This window comes from Salipiger marinus (assembly GCF_035481585.1).
Classification (GTDB): Bacteria; Pseudomonadota; Alphaproteobacteria; order Rhodobacterales; family Rhodobacteraceae; genus Salipiger; species Salipiger marinus.
This window is the reverse complement of the sequence record NZ_JAYKSL010000010.1, coordinates 1-25,700: the sequence shown is the minus strand read 5'-3', so window position 1 is coordinate 25,700 and position 25,700 is coordinate 1. Positions and strand designations below refer to the sequence as shown.

General features: G+C 69.6%; 24 protein-coding genes and 1 other annotated feature. Of the genes, 14 read left to right on the top strand and 10 right to left on the bottom strand.

Going from position 1 to position 25,700, the window contains the following annotated elements; all coding sequences use genetic code 11:
• Positions 1 to 6: 6 nt before the first annotated feature.
• Positions 7 to 537, bottom strand: a complete 531-nt coding sequence (gene ectA, locus VK682_RS14290; protein ID WP_089848429.1) for a diaminobutyrate acetyltransferase — start codon at positions 535 to 537, stop codon at positions 7 to 9.
• A gap of 261 nt (positions 538 to 798) precedes the next feature.
• Here ectA and VK682_RS14285 point away from each other — a divergent pair, with 261 nt between their 5' ends.
• The gene (locus VK682_RS14285) at positions 799 to 1,287 is read left to right on the top strand and encodes a MarR family winged helix-turn-helix transcriptional regulator (protein ID WP_089848431.1); all 489 of its coding nucleotides are present in this window, start codon (positions 799 to 801) and stop codon (positions 1,285 to 1,287) included.
• 6 nt (positions 1,288 to 1,293) lie between these two features.
• Here VK682_RS14285 and VK682_RS14280 read toward each other — a convergent pair whose 3' ends face one another.
• The 7 genes from VK682_RS14280 to VK682_RS14250 are packed head-to-tail and all read right to left on the bottom strand — an operon-like array spanning position 1,294 to position 8,918.
• Positions 1,294 to 2,340, bottom strand: a complete 1,047-nt coding sequence (locus VK682_RS14280; RefSeq protein WP_230796417.1) for a glycosyltransferase family 4 protein — start codon at positions 2,338 to 2,340, stop codon at positions 1,294 to 1,296.
• Complete coding sequence (locus VK682_RS14275) at positions 2,337 to 3,899, bottom strand: ABC transporter permease (RefSeq protein WP_230796416.1); 1,563 nt, start codon at positions 3,897 to 3,899, stop codon at positions 2,337 to 2,339. Before VK682_RS14275 ends, VK682_RS14280 begins: the two co-directional genes overlap by 4 nt.
• Positions 3,896 to 4,696: an ABC transporter ATP-binding protein gene (locus VK682_RS14270; protein ID WP_324782086.1), complete on the bottom strand. Its 801-nt coding sequence runs from the start codon at positions 4,694 to 4,696 to the stop codon at positions 3,896 to 3,898. Before VK682_RS14270 ends, VK682_RS14275 begins: the two co-directional genes overlap by 4 nt.
• Positions 4,686 to 5,678, bottom strand: a complete 993-nt coding sequence (locus VK682_RS14265; RefSeq protein ID WP_089848437.1) for an ABC transporter substrate-binding protein — start codon at positions 5,676 to 5,678, stop codon at positions 4,686 to 4,688. The genes VK682_RS14270 and VK682_RS14265 overlap by 11 nt, the downstream gene beginning before the upstream one ends.
• Positions 5,679 to 5,737: 59 nt before the next feature.
• Entirely contained in the window at positions 5,738 to 6,658 is a 921-nt protein-coding gene (locus VK682_RS14260) for a lysylphosphatidylglycerol synthase transmembrane domain-containing protein (RefSeq protein WP_230796414.1), read from the bottom strand.
• Positions 6,655 to 8,268: a sulfatase-like hydrolase/transferase gene (locus VK682_RS14255; protein ID WP_324782085.1), complete on the bottom strand. Its 1,614-nt coding sequence runs from the start codon at positions 8,266 to 8,268 to the stop codon at positions 6,655 to 6,657. Before VK682_RS14255 ends, VK682_RS14260 begins: the two co-directional genes overlap by 4 nt.
• Entirely contained in the window at positions 8,244 to 8,918 is a 675-nt protein-coding gene (locus tag VK682_RS14250; RefSeq protein WP_230796412.1) for a CDP-alcohol phosphatidyltransferase family protein, read from the bottom strand. Before VK682_RS14250 ends, VK682_RS14255 begins: the two co-directional genes overlap by 25 nt.
• A gap of 185 nt (positions 8,919 to 9,103) precedes the next feature.
• Between VK682_RS14250 and VK682_RS14245 the strand changes: the two genes are divergently transcribed.
• The 5 genes from VK682_RS14245 (at position 9,104) to VK682_RS14225 (ending at position 14,010) form a co-directional block, all read left to right on the top strand.
• Entirely contained in the window at positions 9,104 to 9,652 is a 549-nt protein-coding gene (locus VK682_RS14245) for a cytochrome b (RefSeq protein ID WP_230796411.1), read from the top strand.
• Positions 9,653 to 9,743: 91 nt separating this feature from the next.
• A complete protein-coding gene (gene fucP / locus VK682_RS14240; RefSeq protein WP_230796409.1) occupies positions 9,744 to 11,039 on the top strand; it encodes an L-fucose:H+ symporter permease in 1,296 nt (431 codons plus the stop codon).
• 80 nt (positions 11,040 to 11,119) lie between these two features.
• Positions 11,120 to 12,208 (top strand): TRAP transporter substrate-binding protein, encoded by a 1,089-nt coding sequence (locus VK682_RS14235; protein ID WP_230796407.1) that lies wholly within the window; start codon positions 11,120 to 11,122, stop codon positions 12,206 to 12,208.
• Between the two features lie 4 nt (positions 12,209 to 12,212).
• Positions 12,213 to 12,698 (top strand): TRAP transporter small permease, encoded by a 486-nt coding sequence (locus tag VK682_RS14230; RefSeq protein WP_230796406.1) that lies wholly within the window; start codon positions 12,213 to 12,215, stop codon positions 12,696 to 12,698.
• 4 nt (positions 12,699 to 12,702) lie between these two features.
• Entirely contained in the window at positions 12,703 to 14,010 is a 1,308-nt protein-coding gene (locus VK682_RS14225) for a TRAP transporter large permease (RefSeq protein WP_230796404.1), read from the top strand.
• A gap of 8 nt (positions 14,011 to 14,018) precedes the next feature.
• Here the strand turns inward: VK682_RS14225 and VK682_RS14220 are convergent, their stop codons facing one another.
• Positions 14,019 to 15,449 (bottom strand): alkaline phosphatase D family protein, encoded by a 1,431-nt coding sequence (locus VK682_RS14220; protein ID WP_230796403.1) that lies wholly within the window; start codon positions 15,447 to 15,449, stop codon positions 14,019 to 14,021.
• Positions 15,450 to 15,620: 171 nt separating this feature from the next.
• Positions 15,621 to 15,676: a sequence feature (sul1 is cis-regulatory element that is thought to sense ions involved in sulfur or methionine metabolism; They are found in Alphaproteobacteria), on the top strand.
• A 74-nt stretch (positions 15,677 to 15,750) separates the two neighbouring features.
• Here VK682_RS14220 and VK682_RS14215 point away from each other — a divergent pair.
• From VK682_RS14215 to VK682_RS14180, 8 genes are all read left to right on the top strand, one after another.
• Positions 15,751 to 17,250, top strand: a complete 1,500-nt coding sequence (locus tag VK682_RS14215; RefSeq protein ID WP_230796402.1) for a SulP family inorganic anion transporter — start codon at positions 15,751 to 15,753, stop codon at positions 17,248 to 17,250.
• Positions 17,251 to 17,261: 11 nt separating this feature from the next.
• The gene (locus VK682_RS14210) at positions 17,262 to 18,113 is read left to right on the top strand and encodes a universal stress protein (protein ID WP_230796401.1); all 852 of its coding nucleotides are present in this window, start codon (positions 17,262 to 17,264) and stop codon (positions 18,111 to 18,113) included.
• Between the two features lie 92 nt (positions 18,114 to 18,205).
• Positions 18,206 to 19,186, top strand: a complete 981-nt coding sequence (locus tag VK682_RS14205; RefSeq protein ID WP_230796400.1) for a LacI family DNA-binding transcriptional regulator — start codon at positions 18,206 to 18,208, stop codon at positions 19,184 to 19,186.
• Between the two features lie 108 nt (positions 19,187 to 19,294).
• Positions 19,295 to 20,260 (top strand): TAXI family TRAP transporter solute-binding subunit, encoded by a 966-nt coding sequence (locus VK682_RS14200; RefSeq protein ID WP_324782084.1) that lies wholly within the window; start codon positions 19,295 to 19,297, stop codon positions 20,258 to 20,260.
• 86 nt (positions 20,261 to 20,346) lie between these two features.
• Positions 20,347 to 22,263 carry a TRAP transporter permease gene (locus tag VK682_RS14195; RefSeq protein WP_230796398.1) on the top strand — a complete coding sequence of 639 codons (1,917 nt, stop codon included), beginning with the start codon at positions 20,347 to 20,349 and terminating at the stop codon, positions 22,261 to 22,263.
• Positions 22,264 to 22,286: 23 nt separating this feature from the next.
• A complete protein-coding gene (locus VK682_RS14190) occupies positions 22,287 to 23,048 on the top strand; it encodes an HpcH/HpaI aldolase family protein (protein ID WP_230796397.1) in 762 nt (253 codons plus the stop codon).
• A gap of 49 nt (positions 23,049 to 23,097) precedes the next feature.
• Positions 23,098 to 24,423 (top strand): histidinol dehydrogenase, encoded by a 1,326-nt coding sequence (gene hisD / locus VK682_RS14185; protein ID WP_230796395.1) that lies wholly within the window; start codon positions 23,098 to 23,100, stop codon positions 24,421 to 24,423.
• Between the two features lie 75 nt (positions 24,424 to 24,498).
• On the top strand, positions 24,499 to 25,263 hold the full coding sequence (locus VK682_RS14180; RefSeq protein WP_230796394.1) for an SDR family NAD(P)-dependent oxidoreductase: 765 nt from the start codon (positions 24,499 to 24,501) through the stop codon (positions 25,261 to 25,263).
• An 18-nt stretch (positions 25,264 to 25,281) separates the two neighbouring features.
• Here VK682_RS14180 and VK682_RS14175 read toward each other — a convergent pair.
• Positions 25,282 to 25,700: electron transfer flavoprotein subunit alpha/FixB family protein (locus VK682_RS14175; RefSeq protein ID WP_324782083.1), on the bottom strand; the 419-nt coding region annotated here is incomplete at its 5' end.

The following is a 25,700-nucleotide window of genomic DNA, read 5'->3' as shown; positions in this document are numbered from 1 at the left end:
GCCCGATCAGGCAGCAGAGCGAAGCTCTGCCCGGGGCAGGGCGATGGTCACCATGTGTTCGGTGTCGTGCTGCCCGTCGAAATGGGCAGACTTTTCAAAATGCGGCGCGTCGCTCAGCTCGCCGCCAACGGCACGGGCAAAGCTGCGGAACAGGCCCCACGAGGCGTCATTGTCGCGCGTGATCGTGGTCTTGATCGCGACAGCGCCATCGGTTTCCTTGCGGTTGAGCAGTTCAAACAGCATGGTCTTGCCCAGACCCAGGCCACGCGCCTTGGCACTGACAGCAACCTGCCAGACAAAAAGCGCGTTCTCGCCAGGGATCATGTGGCCGGAGATCCAGCCCACAACCTCGCCGTTCAGTTCCGCCAGCACGCAGGTATCCGCGAAATGGTCGGCCTGAATCAGGTTGCAATACATCGAATTCTCGTCGAGCGGCTTGCAGTCCTTGATCAGTTCCCAGATCGCAGCACCATCGGTCGACTCCGGCTTGCGCAGGAGAGGGGTGCGGGTTTCGCTCTGGTTAACGTCCTTGGGCATGAAGTCCTCGCGGGGCTGTTTCGTTCGTCCATCAAAGTAAGTGGACCCACGAAAAAAGCAACCCCCTCTCTGGACTGCCAAAAATTGGGGCAGCACCCCGCAAAAGCACCATGGTTCAAGGCGGTTAGAGCACGCTATAAGCGGCATTTGGCGCGGGTTCCGAAAAAAATCATTAGCAAGACGAAATAAAATCCCTACATGTTTCGCATGTTGAAGCATTTCCCCCTTCTGTGCGATCCTGTGACACTTCCCGGAGGGATCATGGACCGTACCGACCAAAGCCTTATCGCGCTGCGCCGCATCCTGCGGTCGACAGAGCTATATACCCGAGACCTCGCCAGTGCCGCCGGCCTGACGCCCGCGCAGCTGCGCGTGCTGCAGATCGTGTCCGGCAAGGGCGGCACCGCCACGCCCAAGGAGCTGTCCAAGCAGATGGGGGTCAGTCAGGCCACCGTCACGGCGCTGGTGGACAAGCTGGTGGCGCGCGGCCATGTGGCGCGCGAACGCTCCGACGTGGACCGGCGCCAGACCAATGTGAACATCACCGCGCGCGGACGCGCCGCCGTGGCCGAAGCCCCCGACGCGCTGCAGCAGCGCTATGTCAAAGCCTTCGAGGCGCTGGAGGGCTGGGAGCAGATGATGCTGGTCGCCGCGCTGGAGCGCGTGGCGGGGATGCTTGATGCGCGCGATCTGGATGCCGCCCCGGTGCTGGCCATCGGCGATATCGGATCGTCGAGCGTGCCGCATTAGGCGCGGTTACGGCAGCGCGTCCAGCACCTGACCGGCCCGCCGCGCCGTGTCCTGCCAGCCGGGCAGGGCATCCCCTGCGCGCAGGGCGGCACCGGCCTTGGCCTGCCGCAGGGCGCTGTCCTGCAGCATCTCGCGCAGCGCGCGGGCGAAGGCGGGCGCGTCATCGGGCGGCACCAGCAGCCCGGCCTCTGCCGGGACGGTATCGGGCACGGCGCCGGTGGCGCAGGTGACGATGGGCAGGCCATGGGCCAGCGCCTCGTCAAAGACGATGCCATAACCTTCGTAGCGGGTGGCGAGCGCAAAGATCTGCGCGCGGCTGTAGTGCTGCGCCAGATCCCCGGCGCTGACCCGCCCCGCCAGCGTGACGCGGGCGCCAAGATCCAGCCTCCGGTGCAGCCGTGCCAGATCGGCGGCGAAAGCGGGGTCATGGGGGCTGCCCACGATCACCGCCTGCCAGTCCAGATCGGTCACCTCGGCCAGCGCGCGCAGCAGGATGTCATGGCCCTTGCGCGCGTGCTGGATGCCCACCGACAGGATCAGCGGCGGGTCGGCGGGGCAGGGGGGCAGCGTGGGACGGTCGGTGCCGGGGCGCACGATGGTGATGCGGTCGGGCGGCACGCCATAGTCGGAGGCAAGCAGGGCGGCGGTATGCGGGCTTGGCACCAGCACATGCGCGGCGAGCGCCAGATTGTCGCGTTCAGTGCGGAAGAGATGCGCGGCGCGGGCGGGATCAAGCCCGGTTTCATGCGCGAGCGGATGGTGGATCATCGCCACGATCGGGCTCTGGACCCGGGCCAGCCCTTCGGTCGCGATGGAGCCGTAGATCAGCCCGTCGAGGATCAGAACGCGGTCGGGCGGCAGAGCCGCCAGCCGCGCCACAGCCTCTGCCATGTCGGGATCGCTGGGGGCGGGGAATGTGGCGCCCAAGGGCAGGTGGGCCATGTCGCGCCCCTGCGCCTGCAGCCCTTCGAGCAGGCGGCGTTCATAGATGTAGCCCCCCGTCAGCGTGGTGATGTCGCCGGGGATGGCAAAGGTGGCGGGGCGCAGGGTCATGTCAGCTGTTCCGGGGCATAGCGGCGCAGCACGCGGGCCTCAACCCGGGCGACGGCGGCATGGCAGAGGGCGGAGAGCGTGGTGGTCAGCACCACCGCGCTCCAGAGCAGGTCGTAATCCGACAGCGAGGCGGAGAGCGCCATGAGGCTGCCAAGCCCGCGCCCGGTGGCGAGCCATTCCACCACCGTCACCGCCAGCACGGCGGCGGGCACCGCCATGCGCGCGGCGGCGAAAAAGGCGGGCAGCATGGCGGGGATGCGCACCCGCAGGAGCCGGGTCAGCCGGGTGGCGGCGAAGCTGTCCATCACGTCCATCACCTGTCCCGGCGTCTGGCGCAGCCCGTGCAGGCAGGCGACCAGCGTCGGAAAGAACACCATCACCGCCACCAGCGTCACGGTGCCTGCCGCCCCCCGCCCCAGCGCCAGCACGATCAGCGGCGCGGTGGTGACGATGGGGACCGAGCGCAGGGCGATGGCGGCGCTCATCACCGGGCCTGCCACCTGCGGCGCCAGCACCAGCGCCATGGCCAGCCCCGCCCCCGCCGCCAGCCCCGCCAGATAGCCGGGCAGCAGGAAAGCGGCGGTTTCCGCCAGCGCCACGCCCAGCTTGGCCCGGGTGGCGCCCGCATCGGCATCGGTCAGCAGGGCGGCGGCGACATCGGTGGGGCTTTTGGCGAAGAACGGGTTGAGGCCAAACAGGGCGATCGCCCCCCACCACAGCGCCAGCGTGGCGGCAGAGACCAGCATCGCCGCGCGCAGCCCCTGCCGCCGGGCCGGGGCGGGCGGCGGGCTCAGCAGGAGCGGCGGCGCGTCGGGGGCAAGCCGCCTCGCCAGCGCGCCAAGCGCCACATAGGCCAGCATCGCCACGGCGGTGGCGACGCTGGCCAGCGCCCATGTCATCGGCACGTCGAGCCCGCGCAGCGCTCGGATGGTCAGCACTCCCATCCCCCGCTCCGCCCCGGTGAATTCCCCGACCATGGCGCCCAGAAAGGCCGCAGGCGCGGCGATCTGCAGTCCCGCCACCAGATAGGGCAGCGCCGCGCGCGCCCGCACATGCACCAGCGCCGACCAGCGCCCGCGCCCGTAGCTGTGCACCAGATCGAACCAGCTGGCAGGCGCCGCGCGCAGCCCGACCAGCAGCGGGATCAGCGTGGTGTAGTAGACGGCCAGTGCCGCCAGCACGATCTGCGGCCCGGCGCCGGGGCCGAAGATCACCCGCAGGATCGGCCCGGTCGCCACCAGCGGCAGGCAGAACACCACCAGCGCCACGCCGGTCACCAGCGCCTGCGCGCGCGGCCAGAGCAGCGCCAGCGCCGCCAGCGCCAGCGCCGCCAGATTGCCCAGCACGAAGCCCGCCGCCGCATTGGTCAGCGTCTCGCGCAGCGCCCGTGCCATCAGGCCGGGATGGGCGGCGAGCCAGCCCAGCACCTGCGAGGGGGCTGCCAGCACGAAGGCGCCGGTCAGCGCCCGCGCCGCCAGCTCCCACCCCGCCAGCGCCAGCAGCGTCAGCAGCAGCCCGCGCAGGCGCGGGCCGGGGGCGGGCAGGGCAAGTGCCGTCATTGCGCGGCCAAGGGCGGCTCTGCCCGCGCCATGCCCTGCGACAGCGCCTCGTGCACCGCGTCGGTCAGCGCGGCGAAGGCATCGGTGCGGGCATCGCCGGGGGCGCGCGGGCGCGGCAGGTCGATGGCGATGTCGGCGACAATGGCGGCGGGGCGCGGCGACAGCACAAGGATGCGGTCCGACAGCATCACCGCCTCGGTCACGGAATGGGTGACCAGCACGGTGGTGGTGCCGCGCGCCTCCCAGAGCCGGGGCAGATCCTGCGCCAGCTGCTGCCGGGTCAGTTCATCCACCGCCCCGAACGGCTCGTCCAGCAGCAGCAGCCGCGGTTCGGTGACCAGCGCCCGGGCGATGGCGGCGCGCTGGCGCATCCCCCCCGACAGCTGCGCGGGCCGGGTGTCGCCGAAGCCCTCCAGCCCCACCAGTGCTATCAGCTCGTCGATGGCGCGGGCATCGGCGGGGCGGCGCGCAAGGCTCAGCGCCAGCGCGATATTGCCGCGCACGCTGCGCCATGGCAGCAGCGAGGGATCCTGAAACGCCACCGACAGATCGGCGCGGCGCAGGGTTTCGGCGGGGGGCGCGCCGCCGATCTCGATGCTGCCGCTGGTCGGCGGCTCCAGCCCCGCGATCATCCGCAGAAGCGTGGACTTGCCGCAGCCCGAGGGCCCCACCAGTGCTGTGGTCTGCCCCGGCTCCAGCCGCAGGTCGAGCGGGCGCACCGCCTCGGTGCCCCCGGCAAAGGTCTTGGCCACGGCGCGGCAGATCACCGCGGGCGGGTCTGTGCGGTCAGCTGCCATGGACCTCTTCAAGGATGGAGCGGTCCCACAGATCCGGCGTCACCGTCCGGCCCAGAAGCGCAAGGGTTGCGATATTGTCCTCCACCGCCGCGTCGGACCACCAGCCGAAGCCATGCTCGTCCGTGCTTTCGGAGAACATCAGCGGCACCTGCCGTTCGGCCTGCAGTTCCTGCGTTGGCAGATCAAGCCCGGCATCGGGGTACATCTGCAGCGTCAGGGCGGCGGCGGCAGCGGTGTCCTGACGGTAGGCCTCCCAGCCGCGCAGCTCGCCGCGCAGCAGCGCCACCAGTTCGGCGCGGCGGTTGGCAAGGCTGTCAAGCGTGGCGATATAGGTCTGAGAATGCAGCGCATAGCCGTGATCGGCCATCAGCATGGTCTGCGCCGCGATCCCCTGCATGGCCATGGCCACCGGCAGATCGGTTTCCCAGCACAGCAGGCAGTCCACCTCGCCCGCCAGCAGGGGCTGGGCGGAATACTGGGTCGGCACCACCTCGATCCGGTCGATATCCACATCGTTGAGCGTGCAGAGCGCCTGCAGCACCGGGGTATTGGCCAGCGCCATGCCGATGCGCTTGCCCATCAGGTCGGCAGGCTGCGCCACGGGGTTGTCGGGCAGCGAGGCGATGACAAAGGGGTTCTTCTGCATCGCCACGCCAAGGATGCGGAAGGGCGCGCCCTGTTCCACGGCGGCGGCGGTGTAATCGGCGGCGGAAATGCCGATCAGCGCCGTGCCCGACACCACCGGCGGCTCCACCGGCGCGTTCGGACCGCCGGGGAGCAGCGTCACCTCCAGATCCTGTTCGGACCAGAACCCGCGATCCTGCGCGATATAGCTGCCCGCGAACTGCACGGAATGCTGCCATGACAGCTGCAGCGCGGCGCTGGACTGCGCGCGGGCAAGGCGGGGCAGGGCGGGCAGGGCCAGCCCGGCGGTGGCGGTGCCAAGGAAACGGCGGCGGCTGAAGGGGGCGGGGCGGGTCATCGGATCCTCCTGAGGGGTGTCTTTAGGCTAAGCCGGGGAACGGGTTTGGCAAGATGGCATCAGGGTCGCGGGTCGGCGCGGGCGCGGGGGACGGGCCAGAGCGCCACCAGACCCGGCAGCACCGACACCAGCAGCATGAGCCCGAAGGCGATGCTGGTCGCAAGCCCGGCGGCAGCGCTGGCGCCCGCCAGCGGAAACAGCGCCGCCGCCGCCCCTTCGCGCAGGCCCCAGCCGCCGATGGTCAGCGGCAGCACCATGGTCAGCAGGATCAGCGGCACCAGCGTCAGAATGGCCGCCAGCGGCAGGGTGGTGCCGGTGGCCCGCGCGCAGAAGGCAAAGGCGGCAAGGTTGCAGGCCACGGTGCCAAGGCTGAGGCCAAGCTGCCGGGGCAGGGTGTCGCGGCCCAGCAGGGCACGGGCGCAGGCCCCGGCAAAGCTGCGCGCGGCGCGGCCCAGGGCACCGGGCAGGGCGCGCGCCGCCCACAGCGCCAGCGGCAGCAGCGCGGCGATGCCCAGCACCATGAGCACCGGCAGCAGCAGCGCGGGCGGCAGCATCCGCCCGCCGAGCGCCAGCCCCAGCGCCAGTGCCGCCAGCAGCGCCGCCTGTCCGGCCAGCCGTTCGATCACCACCGCCTGACCCGACACCAGCAGCCCCGCGCTGCCGCGCGCCCGCAGCGCCCGGCCCGCATCGCCCAGCACCCCGCCGGGCAGCGCCTGATTGACAAGCTGGGCAAGGTAATATTCCGCCACCGCCCGTCCGGCCCCCATCTGCAGCCCCAGCCGCGCCGCCGTCAGCCGCCAGCGCAGCGCCGACAGCACGGTCTGCGCCGCCAGCGCCAGCAGCGCCGCCCCCAGCCAGAGCGGATCGGCGCCGCGCAGCAGATCCAGCGCCTGCGCCCCGTCCGCCACCCGCCACAGCAGGACCAGCAGCGCGCAGGCCACGGCGGCCTGCGCCAGCCGGATCAGCGTGGCCCGGCTCATGGGGCGGGATCCGTCAGGCTGGACAGGATCAGGTCGCGCATCTGGTCCATGGGCCGCACCGGCGCATCGGCGGCGGGGATCAGCCCCTGCGTCAGGCCCTGCGCCGCCAGCCGCGCCACCAGACCGGGCGGGCCGATCACATGCACCGGCACGTCGGGGCGGCTTTCCTGCGCGACAAATCCCGCCGCCTGATGGTCGCCCAGCACGATCATCAGCGGCGCATCCCCGGCATGGCGCGCGGCATAGTCCAGCACGGTGCGCAGGCTGTAGGCCACGGCCTTGCGATACTGCTCGCGCACGCGGTCATGATCGCGCCAGACCACCTCGGGCGGATCGCCCGCCAGCGCCATGGGGGTGAACAGGCTGCCATCGCCCACCTCCTCCCAGGGCAGGGGGTCGGGCACCGGCACCCATGGCGCGTGGGACGACACCAGCGCCACCTGCACCACCGCAGGCCGGTCGCGGGACGGATCCAGCAGCAGCCGGTCCATCGCGCTCAGCGTATACTGGTCGGGCATGGTCACCCAGTTGAACGGCGCGCCGCGATAGCCCAGGTCCTGCGCGGCAAGGATGGTGTCAAACCCCATCACCGCGCTTTCCGGCCAGTCCAGCGTGATCTGCGGCATCACCGCTGCCGTGGGAAATCCCGACCGGCCCGCATGGTGGAACAGCGTCTGCCGCCCGCTGGCCAGCACGGCGGCATAGCGGCTCTGGTCATTGACCCAGAGCCCGTTGGCAAAGGTGGCATGGGCCAGCCAGCTTTGCCCGCCCTGCGTCGGCGAGGCGAGCCAGCCCGAGGCCATGGCCAGCCCCAGATCCGCCAGCCGGGTCTGCGCACCCTGCAGCGTGGCGCGGGTGGTGTCGGCGTAAAGCGGGCCATCAAGGCTGGCACGGCCATAACTTTCGATGAAGATCACCAGCAGGTCGCGGTCCAGCGCCTGCAGCAGATCCGGCGCCCCGGCGAACGGATCGCGGGCGGCGGCGGCGCGGAATTCGCGCAGATCCTGCAGCGTGCGGTCCACCAGCACCAGCCGTTCGGTCAGATGGCGGGTGGCAAAGGCGGTGCCGGGCGGATCCGCGGGCAGGCGCCAGCGGCCCATGGCGGCGCCGGTCTGGGCCACAACCAGCAGCGCCAGCGCGGCCGTCAGCGCCACGGGCAGAAGGCGGGACCGGGGGCGCAGCCGGCCCCAGCCCCCGGTGGCCCGCCACAGCAGCACCGCCACCACGATCAGCGCGCCCACAGCCGCCAGCACCGCCAGCACGGTCATCGGCGTGCCCAGACTGCCTTGGGCAAGGTTCAGCGCGGCGGCGGCCAGCGGCAGGTCGCCCACCGGGTTGAAGGGCCGGGCAAAGGCGGTGACCATGGCCAGATCCGCAAGCCGCAGCGCCACGCTCAGCATCAGCACCGCGACGATCAGCCCGCGCAGCCAGCGCGCGCCCCGCCCCGCCACCAGCAGGGCCAGCAGCAGCGGCAGTTCCAGCGGCAGCAGCAGCAGCGCCCCCGGCGTCAGCGCGCCGGGATGGCCGGGCAGCACCAGCACCAGATGCAGCACCAGCGCCGCCAGAGCCAGACGCAGCGCCAGCATCATCCGCGCGCGCGCCACAGCCACAGCACGTCCCGGCCAAAGGACCACAGCAGCGCCGCCGTCACCGCCAGCACCAGCGGCGGGGCCATGGCGGCGGGCAGGCCGGGCAGGTGCAGCGCGATCAGCGTGGCGATCTGCACCACGCAGACCAGCTTGCGCGAGCGGCGGTCGGGCAGCGGGCCGTCGAGCCATGGCAGCACCCGGCTCGCCGCCACAAAGACATAGCGCGGCAGGCCGAGCAGCAGCACCACCGGCCCCACCGTGCCCTCCGCCCAAGCAAGGGCTGCCAGCACCAGCGCCAGCGCCGAATCCACCTCCATGTCGAAGCGCGCGCCAAAACCGGAGGCCAGCCCCTGCCGCCGCGCCAGCCAGCCATCCACCCCGTCCAGCGCCAGCGCCACGGCGGCCAGCGCCACCACGACCCAGCCCGCAGCACTGCCGCCGGGCACCAAGGGGGCGGCCAGCACCGCCACCAGCATCATCCGCAGCAGCGTCACCAGATTGGCAAGCCCCAGCGCGGAATGGGGATGGCTGCGCGCCAGACCCAAGGCGGCTAGCGCCGCCCCCGCGCCATGCAGGGCCAGCGCCACCAGCGTGCCGCCCTCGAACAGCGCCGCCGCCAGCGCGGCCACGCCAAGGGCACCGGCAGCGGCTGCCAGCGCAAATCGGATCACGGGGCCCAGAGACCGGGGCCGGGGAAACCAGCGGCGCGCCCCTCGGGGCGGCTCGGGAACAATCAGAACCATTCGCTATGGTCTAGCGCGCGTCGGGCGCAGTCAAGTGGGCCTCACGCCGCGTTTGCCGGCTCACGGTTTCGTGCTAGCATGGCGCGGCTTATGCCAGAGATCGGGGACCCGCCATGACGCGCTACCGCCTGCCCGCCCGCCTGCTGCACTGGATCATGGCGGTGCTGGTGCTGGCCATGATCCCCGCCGGGCTGGTAATGGTGCAGCAGGGGATCGCGCGCCCGCTGCAGGACGCGCTGTTCCTGTTCCACAAGAACACCGGCGTGCTGCTGCTGGGGCTGGTGGCGCTGCGGCTGGTCTGGCGCTGGCGCAACCCGCCGCCGCCGCTGCCTGCCACGCTGCCGCCCGCTCAGGCGCGCATCGCAGGCCTCACGCATTGGGCGATCTATGCCGCGCTGATCGCGCTGCCGGTGCTGGGCTACATCCGCGTGCGCGCGGGCGGCTTTCCCATCGAGACGCTGGATGCGCTTGGCCTGCCGCCGCTGGTGCCACGCTCTGAACCGCTGGCCAATCTGGCCAAATCGCTGCACGCGCTGGCGGGTTTTGCGCTGGCGGGGCTGGTGCTGATGCATATGGGCGCTGCGGCCTATCACGGGCTGATCCGCCGCGACGGCATCTTTTCCCGCATGTGGCCGCCTTTTGGGGCGGGGCGCGACAATTAATCACTTTCTTTTAGAAATTCCCCCCGCGCTTATGGAGCTTTGTCCAAGGATGGTCTAAGGCCCGCCCCGGATGTGCCAAAGGAGGGGTGGGATGCGCAGACTCATCAGCCGGTTCGTGGATCAGGGCATGGGCCTGCCCTTTGCGCTGCTGGTGCTGTGTTTCGCCGCTTGGGGGGTCGCGGCCAACATGACCGACCCGCTGGTGCAGGTGTTTTCGCGCATCTTTTCGATGTCGACGCTGCAGGCCTCGCTGGTGCAGTTCGCCTATTACGGTGCCTATTTCCTGCTGGCGCTGCCTGCCGCCTTCATCACCCGGCGCTTCAGCTACAAGACCGGGGTGCTGACCGGGCTGGGGCTGGCGGTGCTGGGCGCCTTCCTGTTCTACCCGGCGAGCCTTGCCATGACCTATGGCTTCTTCCTGCTCGCGCTCTTCTGTCTGGCGGGCGGGCTGTCGATCCTTGAAACCTCCGCCAATCCCTTTGTCATCGCCATGGGGCCCGAACATAACGCCACGCGGCGGCTCAATTTCGCGCAGGCCTTCAACCCGGTGGGCACCAATATCGGCGTGCTGCTGTCGGCAAGCCTGATCCTGCCCAACCTCAACCCCGCGACCGAGGCGCAGCGCGCCGCCATGACCCCCGAGGCGCTGGACACGATCCGTCAGGCCGAGCTTGCGGCGGTGATGGGCCCCTATGTGGGCTTTGCCGTCGTGCTGCTGGTGATCTGGCTGCTGATCGCCTTTTGCCCGATGCCCGCCCGGGCCGAAACCACCCCCGCCACGGCGGGCCGCATCGCCTTTGGCGCCACGCTGCGGCGGCTGCTGCGCAACCGGCATTACGCCTTTGGCGTGGTGGCGCAGTTCTTCAACGTCGCGGCGCAGACCTGCACATGGACCTTCACCCTGCATTACGTGATCGGAGCCCTTGGCGGCACCGAGGCGCAGGCGGGCTGGTATCTGCAGGCAAGCCTTGTCGTCTTCCTGCTGTCGCGCTTCGCCATGGTCGGGCTGATGGGGGTGCTGCGCCCGTCGCTGCTGCTGACCGGGATGGCGGGACTGGGTGTGGCGCTGGCCAGCTTTGCCGCCCTCAGCCCCGGCATGGCCGGGGTCTGGGCGGTGGTGGCGCTGTCGGCCTGCCTGTCGCTGATGTTTCCCACCATCTACGGCATCGCACTGGAAGGTCTGGGCGAGGATACCAAGTTCGGCGCGGCGGGGCTGGTCATGGCCATCGCCGGGGGTGCCGTGCTGCCCATGGTGCATGGCGCGGCGCTGGACGCCTTCGGCCCCGCCCCCGCCTTTCTCGTGCCTGCCGCCTGTTTTGCGGTGGTGGCGCTTTATGGCCTGTTCGATCTGGTCTCGACCCGCCGCCTGCGCGGGCAGCAGATCTGAGAGCCTCGGGGATTAGGAGTTTCGCAAGGACCGGCATGTGACAAGGGGGCAGTGATCCGCCTTGATCCAGGAGGCCTGCCTTGCGCCCGTCTGATGCCCGCCCGCACAAACACCCGCCCGCTCCGCCGCTGACCCCGCCGCGCCTCGGGCGGCGCGCGGTGCTGGCGGGTCTGGGCGCCGCGCTTGCCGCCCCGGCACGGGCGGGCCGCACCCGGATCACGCTGCGCCTGCATCATTTCCTGCCGCCCATGGCGCCGATGCAGACCGCCGTGTTCGAACCCTGGGCTGCGGCGCTGGCGGAGGCGTCGGAGGGCGGCATTGATCTGCAGATCTTTCCCGCCATGCAGCTTGGCGGCAGGCCGCCGCAGCTGGCCGATCAGGCGCGCAGCGGCATCGCCGATCTGGTCTGGGCGATGCCCGCCTATACGCCGCGCCGCTTTCCGGTGGCCGAAACCATGGGCCTGCCCTTCATGGTGACCAGCGCCGAACAGACCTCGGTCGCGCTGCACCGGCTGATGACGGAATTTGGCGGGCAGGAATTTGCGGGCACGCGCCCGCTGGCTTTCTGGGTCCATGCCGGGGGCAAGCTGCATCTGCGCGATGCGCCCGTGGCCGGGGCCGCCGACCTGCGCGGCCTGAAACTCCGCAGCCCCAGCGCCAGCATGGGCGATCTGCTGGCGCGGCTGGGGGCGGAGCCGGTGTTTTTCCCGGTGACGGAGATGGTGACCGGGCTCAGCACCGGGGTGATCGACGGCTGCTGCCTGCCCTACGAAGTTGTGCCCGCCTTCCGCCTGCAGGAACTGACCCGGTTCAGCAGCGAACCCGATCCGGGCGGGCGCGGGCTTTACGGCAACAGCAACGTGCTGCTGATGAACGCGCGCCGCCATGACAGCCTGCCCGCCGAACTGCGCGCGGTGCTGGACGGGCTCAGCGGGCCGGATCTGTCGCGCCGCATCGGTGCCAGCTTCGACCGGTTCGAGACGGCGGGGCGGCAGGTGGTGCTGGCGCAGGGCAACACCATCACGGCGCTGCCCGCCGCCGAACTGGCGCGCTGGCGCGAGGCCGCCATCCCGGTCCATGCCGACTGGATCCGCGTGCTGGAGGAGGCGGGGCTTGACGGCGCTGCCATTCTGTCGCGGGCCGAGGCGCTGCTGGCGGCGGGGGTCTGAGGCCATGGGCGGGGCGGGCCTCTGGCTCGACCGGATGGCGCGTGGCGCGGCGCTGGCGGCGGGGGCCGTGCTTTGCGCCATGGCGCTGGCGGTGACGCTGTCGGTGGTTCTGCGCGCGCTGGGGCGGGGCGGGCTGCGCGGCGATTACGAACTGGTGGAGATGGGATGCGCCTGTGCCGCCGGGCTGGTGCTGCCGCTCTGCCAGCTGCGGCGCGGCCATGTGGTCATCACCGTCTTTACCGCCGGGGCGCCGCCCCGCGCCAGTGCCGCGCTGGACCGGATCTGGCTCTGGCTGGCGGCGGGGATCTGGGCGCTGCTCTGGCTTGTGATGCTGCGCGGCATGGCCGAGACGCGCGGCACCGGCGACCGCAGCATGCTGCTGGCGCTGCCGCTCTGGTGGGGCCATCTGCCCGCGCTGCTTGGCGCCGCCGGGGCAGGCGCCATCGCGCTCTGGCAGGGGGTGCAGCCCCCGCCCGCGCCGGGAGGCTAGAGGGATGGTCGCCCTCTGGCTGCTGGCCGCGCTGCTGCTGGCGGTGGCGCTGCGCGCGCCGCTGGGGCTCGCCATGCTTGCAACCGGCGCGCTTGGCTATGCCCATTTCTCCAGTGCGGAGGCGCTCGCCGCGCATCTGGCCACGGCATGGCCCGCGCGCTTCATGTCCCATGATCTGGCGATGGTGCCGCTTTTTGTGCTGATGGGCCATCTCGCCACGCGCGGCGGGATGTCGGCGGCGCTGTTCGCCGCCTGCCGCGCGTGGATCGGGCATTGGCGCGGCGGGCTTGCCATGGCGGCGGTGGGGGGCTGTGCGCTCTTTGGCGCGATCTCGGGGTCGTCGGTCGCCACCGCCTCGACCATGGCGCGGGTGGCGCTGCCGGAAATGCGCCGCCACGGCTATGGCGCGGGGCTGGCCTGCGGCACCCTGGCGGCGGGGGGCACGCTGGGCATCCTGATCCCGCCCTCGGTGGTGCTGATCCTTTATGCGCTGCTGACCGAACAGAACATCGTCACGCTGTTTCTGGCGGCGCTGCTGCCCGGGCTGCTCGCCGTGGCGGGTTTCGTGCTGGCCATCGCCGTCACGGTGCGGATCTGGCCCGATGCCGCGCCGCGCCATCCGCCCTGCCCAAGCGCCGACCGCTGGCGCAGCCTCCGCGCCATCTGTCCCGCGGCGGGGATCTTCGCGCTGGTGCTGGGCGGGCTTTACGGCGGCCTTTTCACCCCGGCAGAGGCCGCCTGCCTTGGCGTCGTGCTGACCGCGCTGGCCGGGTTCCGCAGCGGAGAGCTGGGCTGGGCGGGGCTTCGCGACAGCCTGCTGGACACCGCCGCCACCAGCGCGATGATCTTCGTGATCCTGTTCGGCGCCGACATAGTCAATGTGATGCTGGCCCTGTCGCAGCTGCCGCAGGCGCTGGCAGGCTGGGCCGGTGCCGCCGGGCTGCCGCCGATGGCGGTGCTGGGGCTGGTGCTGCTGGCCTATCTGGCGGCGGGCTGCGTGCTGGACAGCCTGTCGCTGGTGCTGCTGACGGTGCCGGTGGTGGTGCCGATGCTGATGACGCTCGACTTCGGCCTGAGCCCCGACCAGCAGGGGCTGTGGCTGGGCGTGCTGATGCTGATGGCGGTGGAACTGGGCATGATCACGCCGCCGGTGGGGCTCAACCTCTTCGTCATCGCGGCCACGGCGCCCGAGGTGCCCGCGCCGGTGATCTTTCGCGGCACGCTGCCGTTTCTGGCGGTGGAACTGCTGCGCCTGCTGCTGCTGCTGGCGCTGCCCGGGCTCTCGACCCTGCCGCTCGGAGGGCCGGGATGACCCGCCCCTTACAGCGCCAGAGGATCGGTCAGGCCGCTGGTTTCCAGATCCCAGCGCGCCTGCCACTCCGCCCCCTGCCGTTCCAGCAGCAGGTAGTTGCGTTCGGCCACATAGCGCCCGCGCTGGCCGGGCAGGCGACCGATGCGGATGGGATGGCCGGGCAGCGGACCTTCGCCCAAGCTGGCGAGCGTGCCCAGAAACCGTGCCCAGCCCTGAGGCGGCGCCCGGTGTGCGATGCCGGAGGCGACAAGCTGCTGCAGCCCGCGTCCCTCGCCCAGATCCATCACCGCCCGCGTCGCCAGATGGATCTCGCCCGAGACGGCGGTCAGCGCATGGCCGGGCTGGCGCGCCATTTCGGCCACCATTTGCAGCATGCGGCGCCATTCGTCGCGATGTGCGCGGCTCTGCCACTGGTCGCGCAGGTCATCCTCGTATTTCTGCATCTTTGGCACGGCGACCATCACCGCCTCCAGCAGCGACAGGCGCGGCCCCAAGAGCGGCACGCTGGACAGCAGCAGCGTGTGGCCGGGCAGGGGGGTGCGGGATTCGGCCTCCATCAGCGACCAGCCGCCCGGCCCCATCACCTGCCGCCGCGTCCGTTCGGACCGCAGATCCGGCGCCAGCAGCCGCAGCCCCGGCGCATGCAGGGCCCAGCCCAGATGATGCCCGGCGGGATCGGCAAAGCGGCGCGGCAGATCCCCGTCGCAGGCGCCGTGCTGGAACAGCAGCGCCGCCTCGCGCGCGGCGGAAAACAGCGTTTGGCCCACCCCCGACCCCAGCCGCGAGCGGCGCAGCGACCCCCAGCCATCGCAGATGTCGTGATCGTCCCATTGCATGAGCGAGGGCACCCGCGCCATCAGCCATGCCGCTTCAGGGGCGGCGAGCACCGCCAGATAGCGGGTCAGGAAGCGTTCGCGCAGATGGTGGCGCAGCCCCGCCAGCGCCGAGGCCGAGGGCGCATCGGGCAGGCTGTCGGGCCAGTCATGGCTGAGCGGGTGGTCATGGGTGACCTCGTCGGCATAGACCTGATCGCCGCCATGCAGCAGCAGCGCCAGCGGGCGGCGGCGGTGCTCTTCGCGCAGGCGGGCCCACATGGCGTTGCGTTCGGACCCTTCGCGCAGCAGATCGCCGGTTTCCTCGCCATTGCAGGAGACATATCCCAGCCGCAGGTCGCCGGTCAGATCCCCCGCCACCTCATAGCGTTCGCCCGCCCAGCCATAGGCGGAGGGCCGGTCGGCGGGCAGGGTGAACCGCGCGCGCCAGACCGTGGCCTGATCGTAACCCGCAAGCCGCGTCACCGGCTGCGGCCCGTCGGGTGTGTCGAGCGGCGGCGGCGTCTGGCCGGGATCGGTGACGAACAGCGCGGCCAGATGCAGCAGGCCGTCGCGCACATCATCCAGAAACAGCACGGGGCCCAGAGGGAGGAGAGAAGATGTCATCATCGCCACTTAGGCGCGCCCGCGAGGCTCGGCAATTCGCGGCGCGCAAATTTTCCGTGTGCCCCGCAGACCCGTGGCCCAAAAAGCCACAGCCCGCCCGCGGCGCGCCGGGTCTTGGGTCATTTGCGCTTGTGTCCATGGGCCAGATCCCGTTTATGCGGGGCATTCGCGCAAGGACCCGGTGAAAATCCGGGTGGCTCTTCCGGCCGCCGATCCGCCGGACAACATCTTGACGAAACCCGACCGGCCTTGACGGACCGTCTTGCCAAAGACCTTCCGCGCCTCGGGTCCTGGACTGAACATGATTTCATTGACCGACTACCGGCACCAATGGTTCGGCAATATCCGCGGCGATCTGCTGGCGGGGCTTGTCGTGGCGCTGGCGCTGATTCCCGAGGCCATCGCCTTTTCCATCATCGCGGGGGTGGATCCCAAGGTGGGGCTTTACGCCTCCTTCTCCATCGCCGTGCTCATCGCCTTTACCGGCGGGCGGCCGGGGATGATTTCCGCCGCCACCGCCGCCACCGCCGTGCTGATGGTCACCTTGGTACGCGACTACGGGCTCGACTATTTGCTGGCCGCCACGGTGCTGGCGGGGCTTCTGCAGATCGGCGCCGGGCTGCTGAAGCTTGGGCGCTTCATGCGCTACGTGTCGAAATCGGTGATGACCGGCTTCGTCAACGCGCTGGCCATCCTGATCTTCATGGCGCAGCTGCCGGAACTGAACCCCGCGAACGAAGGTGTCACCTGGCTGACCTATGCGCTGGTGGCGCTGGGGCTTGCCATCATTTACCTGTTCCCGCGCCTGACCAAGGCGGTGCCCTCGCCGCTGGTCACGATCATCGTGCTGACCGTGCTGGTGCTGGCCATGGGCTGGGACGGCGTGCGCACCGTGGGCGACATGGGCGCGCTGCCCGACACGCTGCCGGTGTTCCTGATCCCCGACATCCCGCTGAATTTCGAGACGCTGGTCATCATCTTCCCCTATTCCGCCGCGGTCGCCGTGGTGGGCCTGCTGGAAAGCCTGATGACGCAGAACATCGTCGACGATCTGACCGACACCAAATCCAGCCGTGATCAGGAATGTATCGGGCAGGGCATCGCCAACACCGCCACCGGCTTCATCGGCGGCATGGCCGGCTGCGCGATGATCGGGCAGTCGATCATCAACGTGAAATCCGGCGGGCGCGGGCGGCTGTCGGCCTTCACCGCCGGCACGGTGCTGCTGATCCTCGTGGTGGGCTTGGGCGATCTGGTGGCGCGCATCCCGATGCCCGCGCTGGTCGCCATCATGATCATGGTGTCGGTCGGCACCTTCTCGTGGTCCTCGATCACCGCGCTGCGCACGCATCCGCGCTCGTCCTCGGTGGTGATGATCGCCACGGTGGTCACCGTGGTCTACACCCACAACCTTGCCATCGGCGTGCTGGTGGGGGTGCTGCTGTCGGGCATCTTCTTTGCCGCCAAGATCGCGCAGCTGTTCCGGGTCACGTCGGATCTGTCGCCGGACGGACGGCAGCGCACCTATCGCGTCGAGGGCCAGATGTTCTACGGCTCGGCAGAGGATTTTGCCGATGCCTTCGATCTGCGCGAGCCGCTGGAGCGGGTGGTGATCGACGTGAGCCGCGCCCATATCTGGGACATCAGCTCGGTTCAGGCGCTGGACATGGTGATCCTGAAATTCCGCCGCGACGGCGCAGAGGTGCAGGTGGTCGGCCTGAACGAGGCGTCCGAAACGCTGGTTGACCGGCTTGCCATCCATGACAAGCCCGGCGCCCTGGACAAGCTGATGGGCCACTGAGGGAGGATGACATGGACAAGATACTGACATTGCTGGACGGGTCCGCCTATTCCGAAAGCGTCTGCCATCACACCGCATGGATCGCAGGGCGGCTGGGGGCAGAGGTCGAGGCGCTGCATGTGCTGGGACGGCGCGAAGGCGCGGCGCCCAGCGACCTGTCGGGCACGCTGCGGCTTGGCGCCCGCTCGGCGCTGCTGCAGGAACTGGCCACGCTGGACGAAAGCCGCGCGCGGCTGGCGCAGGCGCGCGGCCATGCCATTCTGGAGGATGCCAAGGCCATTCTGGAACGCGATGGCGTGGCCGGGGTGACCACCCGCCTGCGCCGGGGCGACCTGCTGGAGGCGGTGCGCGCGCTGGAGCCCGAGATCCGCGCGATCACGCTGGGCAAGCGCGGCGAGGGGGCGGATTTCGCCTCCGGTCATCTTGGGTCCAATCTGGAACGGATCGTGCGCAGCACCCGCGTGCCGGTCTTTGTCGCCGCGCGCGATTTCCGCCCGATCACATCGGTGCTGCTGGCCTATGACGGCAGCGCCAGCGCGCGGGTCGCGGTGGACCGGATGGCGGCGAGCCCGGTGTTCAAGGGGCTTGCGGTCACCGTGGTCTGCGTGGCCGAGGCAGACGCGGGCGTCCGGGAGGATGTCGATCAGGTGGTGCAGCGGCTATCCGGGGCGGGGATGACCGCAGAGGGCCGCGTGCTGCCCGGCTCCCCCGAGGAGGTGCTGGCGCAGGTCATGACCGATGCGGGCGCCGACCTGCTGGTGATGGGCGCCTATGGCCACAGCCGGATCCGCGCGCTGATCATCGGATCCACCACCACCGCGCTGATCCAGACGGTGCGCGCGCCGGTGCTGCTGTACCGCTAGGGGTGCCGCCAAAAAAGCCACGCCCCGCCAGTCCGGGGCGTGCAGGCGTGAAAAAATTTCACATGCCGTGAAAAACTTCCTATCGTTGCGGCATGAAAAAGATCACAGCGAAAGACGTGGCCGCGCGGGCCGGTGTGTCGGTCTCTGCCGTGTCGCGGGCCTATCGCGGCACCGCGCCCCTTGCCGAGGAAAAGCGCAAGGCGATCTTCGCGGCGGCGGCGGATCTGGGCTATGTCAGCAAGGTCGATCAGGTGCTGGCGACGCAGGCCAGCAACACCATCGCCATGGTGGTCAGCGAGATGCAGAATCCGTTCTATCCGGTCGCGGTGGATGCGCTGACCCGGCTGCTGCCCTCGCGCGGGCTGAAGGCCATCGTGCATGTGGTGCCCTCTGCCGAGGATGTGGACACGATCATCCGGCAGGTGCTGGATTTCCGCACCGAGGGCGTGATCCTTGCCAGTTCCACCATGACCTCCGGGCTGGCGCGGGCCTGCCGGCAGAACGGGCTGCCGGCGGTGCTGCTGAACCGCGTGCAGTCGGACAGCCGGATGATGGCGGTCTGCTGCGACAATTACGGCGGCGCGCAGATGATCGCGGCGCGGTTTCTGGCGCAGGGACGCCAGCGCATCGCCTTTGTCGGCGGGCGGCTTGACACCTCGACCCATATCGAACGGCGGCGCGGCTTCCGTGACCGGCTGGAGGATGCGGGGCGGCTGATCGCGCATCAGTTCGACGGCGGTTTCAGCTACCGGCAGGCCTATGACGCGGCGCAGCAGATGCTGACGCTGCGCCCGCTGCCCGATGCGGTGTTCTGCGCCAATGACATCATGGCCATCGCGGTGCTGGATGCGGCGCGGATCAGCGGCATCCGGGTGCCGGAGGATCTGGCGGTGGTGGGCTTTGACGACATTCCCATGGCGGCATGGGAATCCTACCGGCTGACCACGGTGCGCCAGCCGCTGCGCCGGATGCTGGATCAGGCGGTGGACATCATCCTTGCGGCGGACGGGTCCGAGCAGGTGGGGGACATCCGCATCCTGCCCGGCGAGATGCGCGAACGCGCCAGCGGCTAGTGAAATAATTTCATTAAATCAGGCAAGAGTTGCAGCGCCCCGCCGATCTGTGGCTTGTCCTGTCGCATCCGCCGTACCGGCGGCTCTGGATTCTTTGGGAGGAGATTCATGAAATTCCGTTGCCTTGCGGCGACGGCGATCCTGTCGCTGTCCGCTGCCCTGACCACGCCCGCCTCCGCCGAAACCCGGCTTGCCTTTGGCGCCACCAATTCGCAGAGCGCGCATTACGCCTATTTCGCGTCGCTGGCGCAGATCGTGAACGGGGCCTATCCCGACACCTATCAGGCCTCCGTGGTCGAGACCGGCGCCACGGTCGACAACCTCAAGCGCATGTCGCGCGGGCAGCTCGATATCGGGCTGATCACCACCTCCACGCTCTATCAGGCCTATTCCGGGGTGAAATCCTTTGACGGCAGGCCGGTGGAATCAAAGCTGCTCTGGGCCTATTCGCTGGCGCCGCAGAATGTCGTGGTGCGCCGCGATTCCGGCATCACCGACCTTTCCGCGCTCGACGGGCAGAAATTCGGCCCCGGGATGCGCGGATCCTCGACCGAAGCCACCTCGGAAGAGGTGTTCGCGCTGCTCGGCGTCACCCCCGACTGGGTGCGCGGCACCAATGGCGAGCAGGCGAACGCCATCAAGGACGACCGGTCCGAAGGCTTCGTCAAAAGTGCTGTCGGCACCAGCTTTGACGCGCTGACCACCGACATCGCCGCCTTCACCCCGCTGCAGGTGCTGGGCATGACCGACGCGCAGGAGGCGCAGATCCGCGACTCCCTGCCCGAACTCTCCATCGTGGAGATGCCCGGCGGCGAGATGGAAAATTCCGGCCCCTACAAGGCGTGGGGCTTCATGATCGGCGTCTCGGCCCGGCCCGATCTTGACGACCAGACCGTCTATGACCTGACCAAGGCGGTGATGGAGAACATGGACGAACAGGCCGCCGCCTTCCCGGCGGTCAAGGGGCTGAACCTGCCGGAGCTGACGCTGCAATACGCGACCAGCCCGCTGCATCCCGGCGCGATCCGCTATTACGAGGAAATCGGGCTGACCGTGCCCGAGCACCTCAAGTAACCGGCGGCTGACCCCAGCCTACTGTCCTGTGACCGGTGCAGCGCCGCGCTGCCCGGTCCGCCCCCCCTTTGCGCGAAGGTGCCGCGATGACCGTTTCTTCCGACGCCCCCACCCCTCCGGCCAGACTGCGCCAGACGGCGATCGGCGCTCTGGCCGTGCTGCTTGGCGCGTTCGTCTTCTACACCTCGTTCAGCGGGCCGTTTGAATCGCTGGTGCAGCGGTCGCTGTTCGTCATGATGATCACCGCGCTGGCGGTGCTGATGCATCCGCTGTTCGAAGGCAGCCGCTGGCGCCCGCTGGGCATCGCCATCGACGCCGCAATCGTCGCCATGGTCACGGTGTCGGGCAGCTACATCATCGGCAGTTACGAGTCGATCATGACCGACCTGCCCTGGGCCACGGGCTGGGACATGGTGATGGGTTTCGGCACGCTGCTCTGCGTGCTGGAGCTGGCGCGGCGCAGTTCCAACTGGGTGTTCCCGCTGATCGTGATCGCCGCCGTCGCCTATGCGTTTTTCGGCTATCTCATCCCCGGCCAGTTCGGGCATCGCGGCTTTGACGCGGGCTATCTGACCGAGATCATCTTCCTGTCGGATCGCGGGCTCTGGGGGATGTTGGTCAATGTCGCCTCCACCACGCTGGCGGCCTTCGTGCTGTTCGGCGCGATCCTGCTGCATACCGGCGCCGGAGAGACTTTCTTTGACCTTTCGGCGCGGCTTGGCGGGTCGCGTCCGGGCGGGGCCGCCAAGATCGCGACCTTTGCCTCCGGGTTTTTTGGGGCGATCAACGGATCCACCGTTGCCAATGTCGCCACCACCGGCAATTTCACCATCCCGCTGATGAAGCGCCTGAAATACCCGCCCGCCTATGCGGGCGCGGTGGAGGCCATCGCCTCGACCGGCGGGCAGCTTGCGCCGCCGATCATGGGCACGGCGGCCTTTGTCATGGCCGAGCTTGTGGGGCTGAATTACTGGGCGATCGCCCTTGCGGGCGTGGTGCCGGCGCTGCTGTTCTATCTTGGGATCTACAGCACCGTGCATGTGATCGCGGTGCGGCAGGGCTTCAGCCCGGTCACCGACGACACGCTGCCCGACTGGCGCGGCGCCATGAGCTTTGCGCGGCTGGCGCCCATCGTCGCGGGGCTGCTGGGTCTGGCCTTTGGCGTGATCAACGGCAATTCGGTCGAACTGACCGCCTGTTACGGCATGATCGCCATGCTGGTCGCGGTGCTGGTGGCCCGCATCAGCAAGGGCGAGGATCCGCGCGCCGTCTTCGGCATCATCCTGCGCGCGCTGGAGGCGGGCGGCAAGGGGGTCGTCATCGTCGGCATCCTGCTGGTCGGCGCGCAAGTCTTCGTGGCCATGATCAACCTCACCGGCTTTGGCGTCGCGGTCACGGCGGCGGTGCTGAGCATCGGGCAGGGGCAGCTGTGGCTGATTGCCGGGCTGATGGCGGTGGTCTGCCTGATCGCGGGCATGGGCCTGCCGACCTCGGCGGCCTATGTGATGGTCGCGGCGGTCTTTGCGCCCGCGCTGATCCAGCAGGGGCTCGACCCGCTCGTGGTGCACATGTTCGTGCTTTATTACGCGGCGCTGTCGGTGATCACCCCGCCGGTCTGCCTTGGCGTCTTTGTCGCCGCCACCATCGCGCAGGCGCCGTGGATGAAGGTGGCGCTGCAGACGCTGCGGCTGGGGGCCACTGCCTATGCGCTGCCGATGCTGTTCATCGCCTATCCCGGCATGCTGGGCGGCGGCGGCGCCATGGCCATCGCCCGCGCGGTGATTTCTGGCGCGGTGTTCGTGCTGGCCATGGCGCATCTGCTGGGTGGCGCGCGCCTGCCCGGGGGCATGGCCGCGCGGCTGCTCTGGCTGCTGCCGGTCGGGCTTGCGCTCATGCCGCCATGGTGGGCGACGCTCAGCGGGGCTGCGGTGTTCGGCGGGCTCGTGCTTGCCTCCCGCAGGGTCACCCTGCAGCCCACCCCCCCGACATCGCAGCCTGCCTGACCGCAGCGAAAGGAGTTGAGATCATGACAAACGCAGAATTCCGGGCCCGCCTGACCGCCAGAGAGCCGCTGGTGGGGGCCTTTCTGAAAACGCCCCATCCGATCATCGTGGAGGTGATGGCCCGCGCGGGCTTCGACTTTCTGGTGGTGGATGCCGAACATGCGCCCTTCGACCGGGGCAGCACCGATGCCATGGTGATGACCGGGCGGGCGATCGGCTGTCCCATCGTGGTGCGCGTGCCGGTGGCGACGCCGGACTGGATCCTCAGCGTGCTGGATGCCGGGGCCGCCGGGGTGATGGTGCCGCATGTGGAAACGGTGGCGCAGGCAGAGGCGCTGGCGCGCGCCGTCAGCTATGGTCCGGGCGGGCGCGGCTTTGCCGGCACCACCCGCGCCGCCGATTATGCCGGGCGGACGCTGCCCGAGCATCTGGGGACGGCCCGCAGCGAACTGGCGCTGATCTGCCAGATCGAGGATCGGGACGGCGTCATCAACCATGCCGGGATCGCCGCGGTGGAGGGCGTTGACGCGCTGTTCATCGGGCGGGCCGATCTTGCGGTGGCGCATGGGCTCGACAGTTTCTTCGCCCCCGAGGTGGCCGAGATGACCCGCACCATCCTTGCGGCAGAGGGGGCGGCGACCGGGCTTTACTGCCCGCCCGGCGAAGCGCTGGAGCCGCATGGCTCTGCAGGCGGCTCTTTCTTTGTCGTGGGCTCTGAACATACGCTCATGCAGGGCGGCGGCGCCGCAGTCACCGCCGCGTTCCGGCAGGGGGTCGGGCGCTGACCGGCCCGGCTCTGGTTCTTTTACATTCATCCGACAGGAGCATTCCGCAATGACCATCGACTATCTCAAGCGCGGCCGGTCCGATGACGACCGGCGGCAGGACGACGCCCAGACCCGCGCGAGTGTCGAAAGCACCCTTGCCGATATCGAGGCGCGCGGCGACGTGGCGGTGCGCGCGCTGTCCGAGAAGTTCGACAGCTACAGCCCCGAGAATTTCCGGCTGTCGGCGGCAGAGATCGAGGCGCTGATCGCCACCCTGACCGAGCGCGAGATCGCCGACATCCGCTTCGCGCAGGCGCAGGTGGTGAAATTCGCCGAGGCGCAGCGCGCGTCGATGACCGATATCGAGGTGGAAACCCTGCCCGGCGTCATCCTTGGCCACAAGAACATCCCCGTGCAGTCGGTCGGCTGCTACGTGCCCGGCGGCAAGTTCCCCATGGTTGCCTCGGCGCATATGTCGGTGGCGACGGCCAAGGTGGCGGGCGTGCCGCGGATCGTCGCCTGCACCCCGCCTTTTGGCGGCAAGCCCAATGCCGGGGTGATCGCCGCCATGCATTTTGGCGGCGCCGACGAGATCTGGGTGCTGGGCGGCATTCAGGCCATCGGCGCCATGGCCCTTGGCACCGAAACCATGGATCCGGTGCATATGCTGGTGGGGCCGGGCAATGCCTTTGTCGCCGAGGCCAAGCGCCAGCTTTTCGGGCGCGTCGGCATCGACCTGTTTGCCGGGCCGACCGAAACGCTGGTCATCGCCGATGACACCGTGGATGCAGAGCTTTGCGCCACCGATCTGCTGGGGCAGGCGGAGCATGGCTACAACTCCCCCGCCGTGCTGCTGACCACCTCGCGCAGGCTTGCGGAGCAGACCCTGGCCGAGATCGACCGCCTGCTGGACATCCTGCCCACCGCCGACACCGCCCGCAAAAGCTGGGAGGATTATGGCGAGGTGATCGTCTGCGACAGCCACGAAGAGATGCTGGCGGTGGCCGATGACATCGCGTCGGAACATGTGCAGGTGATGACCGACCGCGATGACTGGTATCTGGACAACATGACCTGTTACGGCGCACTGTTCCTTGGCCCGCGCACCAATGTCGCCAATGGCGACAAGGTGATCGGCACCAACCACACGCTGCCCACCAAGAAGGCCGGGCGCTATACCGGTGGGCTCTGGGTCGGCAAGTTCCTGAAAACCCACAGCTACCAGCGCATCACCACCGATGAGGCGGCAGCGCGCATCGGCGCCTATGGCTCGCGCCTGTGCCTGCTGGAAGGCTTTGTCGGCCATGCCGAACAGTGCAACATCCGTGTGCGGCGCTATGGCGGCATCAACGTGCCCTATGGCGGCGCGGCACCCTATCGCGACACCGACTGACCCTGGCCGGTCCGGGCGCCAGATCGCGCGCCCGGGCCGTCCGTGCCGGCATTCACGACCAGAAAGGGGGCGACGATGCAGCTGCCGACATCACCCGATTTTACACTTCATGGCAAACGCGCCCTCGTGACCGGGGCCACCTCGGGCATCGGGCTTGGGGCGGCCACGGCCTTGGCGCGGGCGGGGGCGCATGTGCTTTGCGTGGCGCGCGGCGCCGGTCCGCTGGCGGATCTTGCCGCGGCGATGGCCCGCGAGGGGCTGTCCTGCGAGACGCTGGTGCTCGACATCACCGATATTGCCGCCATGCGCGCGGCGCTGGCCGAGGCGGATCCGGTCGACATTCTGGTGAATTCCGCCGGAATGGCGCGGCATGGCCCGGCGCTCGACACCACGCCAGAGGATTTTGACGCGGTGATGAACGTCAACCTGCGCGCGGCCTATTTCCTGTCCACCGCCGTCGCCCGCCGCATGATCGAGGCAGGCCTGCGCGGATCTATCCTGCATGTCGGCAGCCAGATGGGGCATGTGGGCGGCATCGACCGTGGCGTCTACTGCGCCTCCAAACACGCGCTGGAGGGGATGGTGAAATCCATGGCGATCGAATGGGGGCCGCATGGTGTGCGCGTCAACACGCTGTGCCCCACCTTCATCCGCACCCCGCTGGGGGAGCAGACGCTGGCGGATCCCGTCCGCCGCGCCTGGATCGAGGACAAGATCAAGCTGGGCCGCGTCGGCGAGGTGGCGGACATCATGGGGGCGGTGGTCTATCTCTGTTCGGACGCCTCGGCGCTGGTCACCGGCACCTCGCTGCTGGTGGATGGCGGCTGGACCGCCGACTGAGACAGGGCGGGCCCCGCCTCAGACTTTCCGGGTCAGCTCGGGGACCAGCTGGAACAGGTCGCCGACGAGGCCGAAATCGGCGACCTGAAAGATCGGCGCCTCTTCGTCCTTGTTGATCGCCACGATCACCTTGCTGTCCTTCATGCCCGCAAGGTGCTGGATTGCCCCGGAAATCCCGCAGGCGATGTACAGATCCGGCGCCACGACCTTGCCGGTCTGGCCCACCTGCCAGTCATTCGGCGCAAAGCCCGAATCGACCGCGGCGCGGCTGGCGCCCACGGCGGCGCCCAGCTTGTCGGCCAGCGCCTCGATGATGCGGAAATCCTCCTCGGAGCCGACGCCGCGCCCGCCCGAAACCACGATCCTGGCCGAGGTCAGCTCGGGGCGGTCAGACTCCGCCACCTTGTCCTCAACCCATTCGGAAAGCGCGGGATTTT